Origin of the sequence: Herbidospora yilanensis, from assembly GCF_001570565.1 — a bacterium.
GTDB classification, from domain to species: Bacteria; Actinomycetota; Actinomycetes; order Streptosporangiales; family Streptosporangiaceae; genus Herbidospora; species Herbidospora yilanensis.
On sequence record NZ_BBXE01000020.1, the window covers coordinates 259,060 to 271,033 of the forward strand.

General features: G+C 71.7%; 12 protein-coding genes. 4 read left to right on the plus strand and 8 right to left on the minus strand.

Going from position 1 to position 11,974, the window contains the following annotated elements; genetic code table 11:
- Positions 1–96: 96 nt before the first annotated feature.
- From AW273_RS15115 to AW273_RS15125, 3 genes are read right to left on the minus strand one after another with little or no spacing between them, the layout of a single operon-like run.
- Complete coding sequence (locus tag AW273_RS15115) at positions 97–2,124, minus strand: ATP-binding protein (RefSeq protein WP_062348938.1); 2,028 nt, start codon at positions 2,122–2,124, stop codon at positions 97–99.
- A complete protein-coding gene (locus AW273_RS15120; protein WP_062348939.1) occupies positions 2,117–3,910 on the minus strand; it encodes an HSP90 family protein in 1,794 nt (597 codons plus the stop codon). Before AW273_RS15120 ends, AW273_RS15115 begins: the two co-directional genes overlap by 8 nt.
- Positions 3,911–3,931: 21 nt before the next feature.
- Positions 3,932–4,750 (minus strand): alpha/beta fold hydrolase, encoded by an 819-nt coding sequence (locus AW273_RS15125; protein ID WP_062348940.1) that lies wholly within the window; start codon positions 4,748–4,750, stop codon positions 3,932–3,934.
- A gap of 51 nt (positions 4,751–4,801) precedes the next feature.
- On the opposite strand from AW273_RS15125, the gene arfB reads away from it, so the two are divergent.
- Positions 4,802–5,197 (plus strand): alternative ribosome rescue aminoacyl-tRNA hydrolase ArfB, encoded by a 396-nt coding sequence (arfB, locus tag AW273_RS15130; protein ID WP_062348941.1) that lies wholly within the window; start codon positions 4,802–4,804, stop codon positions 5,195–5,197.
- Here the strand turns inward: arfB and AW273_RS15135 are convergent.
- The 4 genes from AW273_RS15135 to AW273_RS15150 form a co-directional block, all read right to left on the minus strand.
- Entirely contained in the window at positions 5,194–5,808 is a 615-nt protein-coding gene (locus AW273_RS15135) for a hypothetical protein (protein ID WP_062348942.1), read from the minus strand. The two genes, arfB and AW273_RS15135, sit on opposite strands and share 4 nt — an antisense overlap.
- Positions 5,809–5,961: 153 nt before the next feature.
- Positions 5,962–7,116, minus strand: a complete 1,155-nt coding sequence (locus tag AW273_RS15140) for a hypothetical protein (RefSeq protein WP_157555819.1) — start codon at positions 7,114–7,116, stop codon at positions 5,962–5,964.
- A gap of 114 nt (positions 7,117–7,230) precedes the next feature.
- Positions 7,231–7,647, minus strand: a complete 417-nt coding sequence (locus AW273_RS15145) for a hypothetical protein (protein ID WP_062348944.1) — start codon at positions 7,645–7,647, stop codon at positions 7,231–7,233.
- Between the two features lie 442 nt (positions 7,648–8,089).
- Positions 8,090–8,869: an HAD-IIA family hydrolase gene (locus AW273_RS15150; protein WP_062348945.1), complete on the minus strand. Its 780-nt coding sequence runs from the start codon at positions 8,867–8,869 to the stop codon at positions 8,090–8,092.
- Positions 8,870–8,925: 56 nt separating this feature from the next.
- Here AW273_RS15150 and AW273_RS15155 point away from each other — a divergent pair, with 56 nt between their 5' ends.
- The gene (locus AW273_RS15155) at positions 8,926–9,957 is read left to right on the plus strand and encodes an LLM class flavin-dependent oxidoreductase (RefSeq protein ID WP_062348946.1); all 1,032 of its coding nucleotides are present in this window, start codon (positions 8,926–8,928) and stop codon (positions 9,955–9,957) included.
- Here AW273_RS15155 and AW273_RS15160 read toward each other — a convergent pair.
- Positions 9,950–10,837, minus strand: coding sequence for a TIGR03619 family F420-dependent LLM class oxidoreductase (locus AW273_RS15160; protein ID WP_062348947.1), 888 nt, complete (start codon positions 10,835–10,837; stop codon positions 9,950–9,952). The genes AW273_RS15155 and AW273_RS15160 overlap by 8 nt on opposite strands.
- A gap of 16 nt (positions 10,838–10,853) precedes the next feature.
- Here AW273_RS15160 and AW273_RS15165 point away from each other — a divergent pair, with 16 nt between their 5' ends.
- A complete protein-coding gene (locus tag AW273_RS15165) occupies positions 10,854–11,669 on the plus strand; it encodes a phosphotransferase family protein (protein ID WP_062348948.1) in 816 nt (271 codons plus the stop codon).
- A gap of 63 nt (positions 11,670–11,732) precedes the next feature.
- The coding region (locus AW273_RS38620) for a TFIIB-type zinc ribbon-containing protein (protein ID WP_232327427.1) at positions 11,733–11,974 on the plus strand (242 nt) is incomplete at its 3' end.

Below are 11,974 nucleotides of genomic sequence, written 5' to 3' on the forward strand. Positions count from 1 at the left end.
TCCGTCTGTCGGAATTGTTTTACGGCTCTGACCAGCGTGATAACCAAGAATGAACAGATATGCGGGTACCCGCTGTCAATGAACGCCGGGCGACCGTCAGTCGTCTTCTTGCAGGTCGGCGATGAATTCCTCGATGCGGGCGCACACCTCGTCGTCACCTGCGGCGCGGAACCCGCCGAGCGCCTCCTCGGCGGCGATCTCCGCCTCGGCCGTGCGGCCCAGCCGGGCGTAGGCCTCGGCCAGCGACAACCGGGCGTACCTGACCGGCTCCGTCTCGCCCTCGGCGACGTACTGGGCGACCGCCTCGACCAGGTCGTCGACCGCCTCGGCGGCCATGCCGAGCTGGAGGTGCAGGCCGCCCCGGTCGTGGTGGAGGCCGGCCCGCTCCCGGGCGGGGGCGTTGGCGACGGCCTCGTCGTAGGCGGCCAGCACCTCGCGGGCGCCCGCCTCGTCGACGCCGGCCGTCAGCAGCAGGTGGGCGTACAGGGCGCAGGCGCGGGCCAGGCCCTCGCGGTCGTCCTCCGCGCGCAGGGCGTCGCGGGCGCGCAGCGCGGTCTCGGCGTCGCCGCGCACGTTGGCCAGCAGCAGCAGGCCGGTCCCGGTGGGCGGGGCGGCGGTCAGGATCTCCTCGGCCTCCGCCTCCCTGCCTACGACCAGGTAGGCGTGGGCGAGCCGGATGGTCGCGCTCGGGGTGCCCAGGGCCGCGGCCGACGACTCGACCATCGGCAGGCCCTCGTCGGCCTGTCCGAGCTGGCAGAGCAGCAGGCCGATGCGCCCGAGGGTGCTCTGGCGGCGTTCCTCGTCGGTGTGGAGATCGGCGGCCCGCCGCCATTCGGCCAGGGCCGTCTCGGTGTCGCCGCCGACCATGGCGACCAGGCCCCGGCCGTCGGCCCGGCGCGCTTCCAGCAGGTCATCGGGCCCAAGAGCGTCGTACCGCGCCCAGGCCGCCTTCGCCTCGTCGATCCGGCCGCGCTGCCAGGCCTCCTCGGCCAGGTCGAGCAGCTCTTCCGGGGTGTGCGCGGGCGGCAGCGGGGCGGGCGGGAGCGGCGGCGGGGAGTGCCGGGCCCGGGGGTCGAGCGGCACGTGCCCGGCGAGCGGCTCGGCCGTCAGCCATTCCTCGACGCGGCGGCCCTGCTCGCCGGTGCCGTTGCGGGCGTCGAACCGCGCCGCGATGTCGCGGGCCTTGGCGGCGAGGGCGGCCTCCTCGGCCGTGTCGCCGGGCTGGGCGTGGCCCCGTTCGCGGAGCAGCCGCAGCAGCAGCGCGCCGGCCGCCGCGAACCACATGGCGGCGCCGGGGCTGGGCGCCCGGTCGAGCAGCGGGCGTTCGCGGGCGAGGATCTCCAGGCCGCGGGCCAGGTTGCCGGTGACCGCGCAGAACCACAGGTGGGTGGCGATCTCCTCGACCTCGTTGGCGTCGCCGCGCATCGCCCGGTAGGCGACCCGGTGGGCGTGCGCCGCCTCGGTGTGCCGGCCGGTCCGCACGTAGGCGGGCAGCAGCGTGGTCAGGATGCTCTGGGGCTGGACGTGGCAGGTCAGCTCACCGCGCAGCACCGGCTCGGCCAGCTCGACGGCCTCCTCGTCGCGGCCCCGCAGGATCAGGTAGAAGGCCTTGGACGTCGGGTCGCAGCCCTCGCAGTCGCTCAGGACGTCGCGCGGGGTGGTCGTCCAGCGGTGGTAGAGCTCGTCGCCGGCCGCGTAGTCGCCCAGGTGGGCGGCGTGCGCGCAGCGGGCGGCCCAGACGGCGTGCAGGCCGTCGCCGTTCTCGCGGTAGCGGCGCTCCATGTCGTCGAGCATCTGGTGGGTGCGGGCCAGCGGCACCTCGGGGAACCGGCGCAGGTCGCCGACGATCCACTTGAACTGCCAGAGCAGGTTGTGGGTCGACCACTCGTCGAAGCCGCCGGGTTCGGCGTCGTGGTCGGCCAGGCAGCGGGCGAAGGCCGCGAAGGCCTTGGCGTGCTCGGCGCCGTACTGATAGGCCTCGGTGAGCTCCATCCGGACCGCCCAGGTGAGGTCCCGGTCGCCGGTCGCCTCGGCCTGCCGCAGGGCCGTCTCCAGCACGTTCGTGCGCGTCTCCCCGTAGGGCAGCGCCCGCGCCCGCTCGATGAGCTCGGCGATGTCATCCATTGACGGCCCAGTCGAGCAGCCCGAGGAACGACCGGTTGAGGGTGGCGGTGTCGGCCGCGCGCATCGGGTGGTGGCCGTGCAGCAGCGCCATGCCGTAGAGCGCCTCGACGGCGGTGGCGGCCAGGCCCGGGTCGGACAGGCGGGTGACCCGGCGGACCAGGGGGTTGCGGTGGTTCAGCACCAGTTGCGGCTTCTCGCCGCCGCCCGCGTCGAGCGCGCCCAGCACGTCGGCCCACATCTCCCCCGCCATCTCGCCGGCCTCGCGGGCCTGCGCCTCGTGGCGGGCGGCCCGGCTGGTCAGATAGAGGGCCGGCAGCGCGGCCGGGTCGAAGTCGCGCAGCACGACCTCGCAGCCCAGCGGGGCCAGCGCGGTCGCGGCGGTGGCGAGGAACCCGCGGACCGCGAGTTCGGCGGCCGGGTCGACGGGGGCCATGCGGGTCGTGAGCTCGGCCGGTTCCAGGCGCGACAACCCGTGGCCGGGCTCGATGCGGGTCAGCCGGGCGAGGATGTCGCCGTCGTACACGTAACCGGCGTTCAGCAGCCCCACGCCCTGGGCCGCGCAGACCCCGGCGAGCTGGCGGAACTCGTCGACGCTCGTCGTGTAGCGCCCGCGCGGATGCCGGGCCCGGAACTGGGTGAGGGTCATCGGCCCGTCGGCGGTCTCGTATTCGAGCCACCGGTCGACCAGCCGCAACATGTCGTCGTCGTGCAGGGCGAGCGCCTTCACCCCGAGGTGGTGCAGCCGCAGGAAGCCGCGCAGCCGGGCCGGATCGGTGGCGGCCAGCTTCACCAGCCACTCGCGTAACTGGGCGCCGAGCGCGTCGCGGGTGTGGTCGAGCAGGTCGTCGTCGTAGAGCGCCTCACGGGAGGCGGTCGGCCGCAGTTCGGCGGCGTCGACGACGCACCGCACGAAGAACGCCCACTCGGGCAGCAGCCCGGTCAGCTTCTCCGACAGCAGCATGCCCTTGAGGTAGACGCGGTGCGCGTCGCGGGCCCCCGGGTTGGCCGGATGGGGCACCACGAACGCCACCCCGGTCAGCCCCGCCTCGGGCACCTCCAGGTCGATCACGTCGAAGGCCGAGAAGCCGAACAGCTCTCTCCCGTACGCCACCAGCGCCTCCCGCCGGAGCGCGGGACTGGCGTGGCGGCCCTGCCAGGGGGCGCCCGCCCCGGAGACCGGGACGCCGTCGACGGTGACCTCGACCGGCAGCAGCGAGCCGAAGAGCCGGGCCAATTCGGTTACGGTCCGGCTGGAAGTCCAGACGGCCGCGTCGCGGCGGGGACGTAAGGTGACCGTGGTGCCGGGCTCGCCCGTCCGATCGCCCGTGCGATCGGCCGCGGTGGCGACGTCGTAGCTGCCGTCCGACCGCCCGGTCCAGAGCACGGTGGATCCGCCGGAGGCCGACCGCGACTCGACGTGGATCTCGTCGGCGACCAGGAACCCCGACAGCAGGCCGATGCCGAACTGGCCCAGGAACTCGTGCCGCGCGAACCCGAGCTCGTCGCGCTTGGACGACCGCCCGATGGTCGCCAGCAGCGAATGCACCTCGTCTTCGGTGAGCCCGATCCCGGTGTCGTGCACCCGGATCTCCTCGGGCCCCACCTCTACCCGGATGCGCCCGGGCGCCATCGGATCGCCCGCCCGCCGCGCGACGATCGCGTCACAGGCGTTCTGCAGCAGCTCACGGACGTAGACGCGCGGGCTGGAGTAGAGATGCCGGCTGAGCAGATCGACCACCCCGCGCAGGTCGACCTGAAAGGCCCGGGTCCCTTCGGTGTACGGCACGCGACGACCCTATCGAGCTTTTTACCGGAGAAAGTCCCGCAAATGGGAGTTCAAGACACCACAACTCAGGTAATTGCGGACGGTATGAAAATCGAGCCAGTCGATGTTGCACTGCACGTCACGTTCCACACCCTTGAAAACCGGGCGCAACTCGGCGGGAATGGCGGCGATGTCGTCCTTGTCGGCGACGTTGATCCACCGCCGCACCCCCGGCGGCCGGGCCCCCATCCCCGCCACGGGCAGCGGCGTGAGCCGCTCGAACACCACGTTCCGCATGCCCAGCGGCGACCCCAGCGTGACCAGCAGGTCGGCCCGGAGATCGGAATGCGCCCAGAACGCCTCGTAGGCCACCACGCTGCCCAGTGAGTGGGCGATCACCACCCGGGGTTCGCGCCGCCGGATCACCTCGGCCACCGCGTCGCGCGCGAGGGTGCGGGGCGCGCCGCCGCCCAGGTAGGTCGCCACCTCGGGGCAGAAGTCCTCGGCGAACTTCAGCGCCCCGGCGCCGAGCCGGTCGAGCAGCCAGCCCGCCAGCCGGTGGGCCAGCGCGGTCAGCGTCTCGCCCGCGGCGGCGGCGACGCGGTGGTCGTCGACCTGGCGCATCCAGTCGGTGAAGACCATCTTCTCCGGCGGGGCCATCTTCTTCGGCGGTTGCGGGGCGCCCTTGCGCAGGTGGTGGGCGTAGTAGGCGACCTCCGCCACCGAGGCGCCGGTCAGCCCGCCGTCGTGCAGGTACCGGTTCCATTTGGCGAGCATCAGGTCGGCCGCCCTGACCGGGGAACCGCCGCCCTGTTCGTAGTACTTGTACTTGCCGATGCCGTGCACGCCGACGATGGTCACCCGCCCACAGTGCCGGAAAAATGCGTTGATCGCACAGCTAATGTGGGAGGCATGACCGAGATTCCGGAGGCCGAGCTCCGCTGGCGGTTCTCGCGTTCCTCCGGGCCCGGCGGCCAGGGCGTGAACACGACCGACAGCCGGGTGGAGCTCAGCTTCGACATCGCGAACACCCAGGCGCTGACCGACGTCCAGCGGGAACGGGCCCTCGAAAGGCTGGCCCACCGGCTGGTCGACGGCGTGCTGACGATCGCCGCCCAGGAGTTCCGCTCCCAGTTGCGCAACCGCGAGGCCGCCCGCGCCCGCCTGGAGGCGACGCTGCGCGACGCGATCGCGCCGCCCGCGAAGAAGCGGCGCCCGACCAAGCCCTCGAAGGGCCAGGTGGAGCGCCGCCTGGAGAACAAGAAGCGCCGGTCCGACGTGAAGAGGCTGCGCCGCGACGCCTTCTAACGCTCGGTCCGGTCCTCCATCTCCCACACGTGGTCGAGCACGTGCCAGATGATCCGCCGGGAGGCGTAGCGGACCGGCCAGCGGTAGTCGTCGCCGTCGAGCGGCCGCGACACCACCTCCAGCAGCCTCGGCCGCATCTCGGCGACCTCCGCCGGCTTGATCCGCACGTCGAGCTTGGCCGCGTAGGCCCGTTCGGCGTTGACGACGTGGGCCACCATCTTGTCGCGGTCGCGCCCGCCGCCGCGCGGCCCCTTGCGCAGTTCCTCGGGCGTGATCCCGACGACGTCGTCGAAGACCTCCCAGGCGGCCCGCATCAGCGCCGCGTTCTTCGCCGCCTCGGCCGCGCCCCAGGGCTCGGAGTCGAGCACGGCCGGCCGGGCCGGGGCGCCGAAGTCGGTCGTCGCGTCGCCGGTGATCTTCTCGGCCACCCGGATCTCACCGGGCTCGAACACCAGCCCGGCCCGGTCGGCCACCACGCGGTAGCGCTCCTCATAGGAGAGGAGCGCCTCGATCGCGTCCTCCTCGCTCCGGGCCGACCGGCTCCAGCCCGGCCAGTCGACCGAGTTGGCGAAGACCCGCTTCTTGCCGAGCTCCAGGTAGATGGTGTGCATGCCTCCACCCTGGCACCCATACCTGCCAGAACGTGGCAGCTACCCGACCGGGAACGGCCTGCCGTGGCGCGCGGGCCCGATCCCCGTCGTCCACCGCGTCCCGGGCCGACGCCTGACACCCACGCGGCCGGCGTCCGGGCCGGCGGAGATCCGTCAGCGCACAGCGGCCAGGTTCAGCACGGAGATCTGCGCACCATCGGCCTGCTGCCGCGTGACACATCGGGTCGAGAGCCGGGCCGGAGAAGCCGACGCGCCGGACGGGCCGGGCACGACGACGCCCTCGCGGCTCCCGCAGGTTCTGACGACGCGCTGGCTGGGATCCCAGTAGACGACGGACGTCGGGGACGACGACAGCCCCACCCCGAAGACGGCCAGATCACCGATCTTGGCCGCCGTCCTGGTCTCGGGATCGTAGACGACCGTGGCGGACGCGTCGGCCGGCTTGCTTCCCCGCGCGAGCAGGAAGCCGCCCGCCAGGGCTCCCTGGCCAAGGGATCTCAGCCCCGGGGCGACGTGCCGCCCCGAGCCGTCCGGCTTCTGGACGAGCAACCCCTCGCGTGTGAACCCGGAGCACCAGGCCGCGTCGCAGCGGAATTCCCGGAGCGAGGCGGGCGCCCTCACCGTGGTCGTCCTCCCCGTTTCGACATTGACGATCTTCTGCTGCCCGGACGCCGCGTCCCCGGAGGCGTCGCCGGCCCAGGGCCAGCCCAGCAGGTGGAGACCCGCGCCCTCCGTGACCTTCTCAGGAGTCCCTCCGATGAGGGGGACGCGGTAGATGCCCCCGGAACGGACCGACCAGACGACCTCGTCCGAGACGACCCCGAGACGCTCCACCTCACTGGCCTCGCCGGTGAGCGCGGTCAGCTGGACCGCATCACCCCCGGTCCGGGGGACCGCCCAGACGTCCGCCCACTTGTCGTCGTCGTTGGGGGTGTTTCCCCACCACACGAAGTGCTCGGGCCCCACTTCGACCTGCTGCGCGTAGTAGCCCTTGACCCCGGCCGGTTCCGGCATCTCCGCGACGACCCGGCGGCCCTTCGCCGCCGAATCGTAGATCTCCAGCCGGGACGCCTTCTCGAAGGAGGTCTCCGCGGTGACCAGGATCTCGTTCGCGGACAGAGCCGTGACCGGTCGGTAGGCCGCTCCGTCGGGTGCCTTGGCCGGCATCGTGAAGACGGCGTCCCGCCACACCTCGCTCACCGGAGCCGCCGAGGCGCTCCGCGCGCCCGCGCCCGTCTCGTCGCCGCGGGTGGCGGAGACCACCGCCGTGGCGCCGACGACGGTGACCAGAACTCCAGCCGCCGCCACGACGGCGAGGAAATTCCGGTTGCTTACCAAAGAAGGGCGCACTGGCTCAACATTCATGCTGAAATCACTCCCCTGTCCTCGTCCGACTGCTGTGCACGTGCGTGCCGGCCGAGATCACCAGCTGGGGTAGAGGCGACGATAGGCCGAGCAGGTGTAATTCGTGTGCGCATTGCTCGTGCAGAGCAGATATTGCTGGTAGATCGGGTGGTCACTCAGGGTGTCCGCCCATGACAGCACGATGCCGTTGAGGCTGACGCTGCAGCCGGCGCCGCACGCGGATTCGCCGATCATCTCGTCCGTCAGGCCCTGTTCCGCCATCCAGACCTCGGCGCGGCGACCGTCCGCCAGGGTGTCCTTGATCCAGGACGGCGACTCGAATTCGATGTCGTCGAAGTCGAGATCGTCGGTGTCGAAGTAGAAACAGCTGTTGAGGTTGGTCTGCGCTCCCGTGATGCTTCCCGACGCGTTGTCGCAGCCGGCCCAGATGTCGGCGTACGCGGGGCCGGGGAACAGGGGAATTGCGGTCAGCACCAAAAGAAGCGTGAGAAATGGGCGAGTCAGTGCTTGCGAAGCACGCCTCAACTAAAAGTCCCTTCCCTTGACTCGAATGATTTACATTGATCAATATGCGTTGTAACGATCACCGAGTCAAGGTGGGGCCTGATCTTCTGTCGAAGGACCAGGAATCCTCCGCCGCCTCCCGTAAATGGAATTCACGACGACCCGGCATTTGATGCCGGCACGGAGGAAGGGGACAGGCGCGGGGCACGGCCGACCGCTCATCAGGAGGTCCCCGATTCACCGGTCCCGATACCGGGGGGCCGATTTCGCCCCGCGGTGGTCGCCGCCACCGGCGCAGGGCCGAGCGGCGGCACCACCGTGTGCCCGCTCCGGCGGGGCACGGACATCCCGACCGAGGTGATCGTCCGTGGCGTCGCGACGACCCGGACGCGACGTCCTCACCGGATGGAGGTCAGACCAGGTCGATGAGGTCCGCCACGGAGTTGACGACCTGCGAGGGGCGGTAGGGCCAGCGGTCGATCTGGTCGGCCTTGGAGACGCCGGTCAGCACCAGGATGGTGTGCAGGCCCGCCTCCATGCCGCAGACCACGTCGGTGTCCATGCGGTCGCCGATCATCGCGGTCGACTCGCTGTGGGCGTCGATGCGGTTGAGGGCGCTGCGCATCATCATCGGGTTGGGCTTGCCGACGAAGTAGGGGTCGACGCCGGTCGCCTTGGTGATCATCGCGGCGACCGCGCCGCAGGCCGGGAGGTTGCCCTCGTGGGAGGGGCCGACGGCGTCGGGGTTGGTGGCGATGAAGCGGGCGCCGTTCTCGATCAGCCGGATCGCGCGGGTTATGTGGGAGAAGCTGTAGGTGCGGGTCTCGCCGAGCACGACGTAGTCGGGGTTGAGGTCGGTCAGGATGTATCCGGCCTCGTGGAGGGCGGTGGTCAGGCCCGACTCGCCGATCACGTAGGCGCTGCCCTCGGGGCGCTGGGCCGACAGGAAGTCGGCGGTGGCCATCGCGGAGGTCCAGATCGCCTCGGGCGGCACCTCCAGGCCCGCCGTCCGGAGCCGGACCGACAGGTCGCGCGGGGTGTAGATGGAGTTGTTGGTGAGCACGAGGAAGCGTTTCCCCGAGGCGCTCAGCCGCTTGATGAACTCGTCGGCTCCCGGCACGGGTTGACCTTCGTGGACCAGGACGCCGTCCATGTCGGACAGCCAGCATTCGATCGGCTTGCGCTCACTCATGGGGCTAAGCATCGCAGAAGGAAATAACCGGAGTAAGACTCCGGTTATCTGAGGTCATGGACAACAACCACGGTGTCATCCACGGTGTCGCCCGGGGGACGGCCGAGGTCCCTCTGTCGGTCCTCGAACTCGCGACGGTAGGCGCGGGGATCACCCCCACCGAGGCGCTGCGCGGCGCCACCGACCTGGCCAGGAAGGCCGAAGCCTGGGGCTTCCACCGCATCTGGGTGGCCGAGCACCATGGCATGCCGGGGGTGGCCAGCTCCTCCCCCGCCGTGCTGATCGCCCATCTGGCCGCGGCCACCGAGCGGATCAGGGTCGGGTCGGGCGGCGTGATGCTGCCGAACCACGCCCCGCTGGTGGTGGCCGAGCAGTTCGGCACCCTGGAGGCGCTGCACCCGGGCCGCATCGACCTCGGGCTCGGCCGCGCGCCCGGCACCGACATGGCCACCGCGCACGCCCTGCGCCGCCGCGCCGAGGTCGACCCCGACGAGTTCCCGCAGCACGTGAACGAGCTGACCGCCTTCCTCGACGGCACCTTCCCGCGCATCCAGGCGATCCCGCGCGGGCCGCAGCGCCCGCCGATCTGGCTGCTCGGGTCGAGCGGCTTCTCGGCCAAGCTGGCCGGGCTGCTGGGTCTGCCGTTCGCGTTCGCGCACCACTTCAGCGCGGCCAACACCGAACCGGCGCTGGAGCTCTACCGCACCTCGTTCCGCCCGTCGGAGGTGCTGGCCGAGCCCTACGCGATGATCGGCGTCTCGGCACTGGCGGCCGAGACCGAGGAGGAGGCCCACCGGCAGGCCCTCCCGGGCGCGTTGTCGTTCCTCCGGCTGCGGTCGGGCACGCCGGGCCCGTTCCCGACGCCCGAGGAGGCGGCCGAGTACACGTTCAGCCCGATGGAGGCCGAGTTCGTCCGCGACCGCCTGTCGACCGTCGCCCTGGGCACCCCCGAGCAGGTGCGCGCCCACCTCGACGAGCTGCGCAAGCGCACCGACGCCGACGAGCTGATGATCACCACGATGGTGCACGGCACCGCGACCCGCATCCGCTCCTACGAGCTCATCGCCCAGGCGTACGGACTCATCTAGGCGCCAGGTTCTCCATCGCCTCCTCGGCCAGGGCCAGGGAGACGGCCGGGTCGGCGTCGGGGGCGCCGAAGGCGGGGTTGAAGTTGAGGTCGTGGAAGACCTCGGTGACGCCCTTCTCCGCGAGCGCCTCGACGTCCTCCCGGATCTTCGCGTATGGGCCGGAGAGGGGCTGGCTCCTGTCCTTGCCCGGCCGGGTGACGCCGCGGCAGACGAAGCGGGTCACCTCGCGGCCCGCTTCCGCGGCGGCCTCCCTGACCTGGTCGATCATGGACGGGAGGTCGTCGGCGAGCATGCGGCTGGAGCTGATCCAGCCGTCGGCCAGCCGCCCGGCCCGGCGCAGCGCGGCGGGCGCCCCGCCGCCGAGCAGGATGGGCGGCGGCGTCTCCGGCTTCGGGTCCTGGCGCGAGGGCACGACGTCGTAGAACTCGCCGTGGTGCTCGATCACGTCGTCGGTCCAGAACCGGCGCAGCAGCGTGAGGTATTCGTCGGCGCGCTTGCCGCGGCGTTCCAGCGGCACCTTGGAGGCGATGAACTCCTCCTCCATCCAGCCGAGGCCGAGCCCGGCGTCGAGCCGCCCGGCGCTCACCGACTGGAGCGTGGCGAGCTGCTTGCCCAGCAGCGCGGGCGAGAAGAAGGGCAGGTTCAGCACGGCCACGCCGAGCCGGATCCGCGAGGTCAGCGCCGCGACGTACGCGAGCGACACGATCGGGTCCTGCACGCTGCGGTAGGCGGCGCCGATGTCGGTGCCGGCCGGGTGGAGCAGCCGCTGGAAGGTCCAGATCTCGTGGTAGCCGAGCTCCTCCGCCCGCGTCGCCACCCGGGCCATGATCTGGGGGGTCGCCCACGTGCCCGACACGGGCACACCGAAGCCGATTCTCATGTCTTAGATTGTCCGCGTGTCCCTCCTCGACGAACTCGTCCGCCACGCGGGCGGCGGCGATCACACCGTCCTGAAGGACACCCGCGTGCTCGTGGTCCGGGTGGGCGACGTGGTGGTGAAGGCCCACGACGCCGGCACCGACGAGGCCGCGTTGAAGGCGCGGCTGGCGGTCGAGCTGCCGGCCGGGCTGATGCTGCGCGTGTTGTCGGTCGACCGGGTCGGCGGCCGGATCGTCACCGTGTGGCCCGCCGGCACCCCGCTCACGCCCGACGACCTCGACGACGCGCCGTGGGAGGAGGCCGGTGAACTGCTCGCCGAGCTGCACCGTCAGCCGGTGCCCGACGGGGTGCCCATGATGGGCGGCCCCGAACGGGTGACCCGCGCCGTGGCCCGGCTCGAACCGCACGACGTCCCCCGCAGGGCGTACGCCACCCTGAACCTCAACCAGCGGCGGCGGGCCCTGACACACGGCGACTGGCACCTCGGGCAACTGCTGCGCCACGACGGCGCCTGGACGCTCATCGACCCCGACGACCTCGGCTGGGGCGACCCGGCGTGGGATCTGGCCCGGCCGGCGGCGTGGTTCGCCAACGGGCTGATGGACCCGGCGGGCTGGGACCGCCTGTCACGTTCCTACCTGCGCGCCGGTGGCACCGCGATCTCCGGCGACGACGTGTGGCGGGAACTCGACATGCCGGCCCGCGCGTTGACCGTCCAGTTGGCGGCCGTCGCGGTGGCCAATGCCCGCGAAGACGGTGTCCCGCTTGACGACGCGGCGGCGGCTCTGATCTCCTCCTGCGAGAGGATCCTGGCCGCCCCGCCGCTGTCCTAGAGTGAACGGTGCACGTCACATAAGGAGATGAACCTCATGCAGTGCCCTAAGTGCAGAGGCAACATGCGGACTCTGGACCGCAACGGCGTCCACATCGAGCAGTGCGACAACTGCCGTGGCATCTTCCTCGACTATGGCGAGCTCGAGACCCTGAGCCGCATGGAGAGCCAGTGGGCCCAGCAGCACTACTCGGCCCCGCCGCCCCCGCCGCCGCCCGCCCACGGCCCCGCCTGGGGTCACGGTGGTCACCACGGCGGCCACTACGGCCACCGCCGCAACAGCTGGGTGGGCATGCTCTTCTCCAG

Excerpts from the sequence above, each read along its gene's own strand:
- AW273_RS15155 (WP_062348946.1), top strand. The coding sequence starts at position 8,926 with ATGGACAACAACCACGGTGTCATCCACGGTGTCGCCCGGGGGACGGCC.
- AW273_RS15150 (WP_062348945.1), bottom strand. The coding sequence starts at position 8,869 with ATGAGTGAGCGCAAGCCGATCGAATGCTGGCTGTCCGACATGGACGGC.
- AW273_RS15135 (WP_062348942.1), bottom strand. The coding sequence starts at position 5,808 with ATGCACACCATCTACCTGGAGCTCGGCAAGAAGCGGGTCTTCGCCAAC.
- AW273_RS15115 (WP_062348938.1), bottom strand. The coding sequence starts at position 2,124 with ATGGATGACATCGCCGAGCTCATCGAGCGGGCGCGGGCGCTGCCCTAC.
- arfB (WP_062348941.1), top strand. The coding sequence starts at position 4,802 with ATGACCGAGATTCCGGAGGCCGAGCTCCGCTGGCGGTTCTCGCGTTCC.
- AW273_RS15160 (WP_062348947.1), bottom strand. The coding sequence starts at position 10,837 with ATGAGAATCGGCTTCGGTGTGCCCGTGTCGGGCACGTGGGCGACCCCC.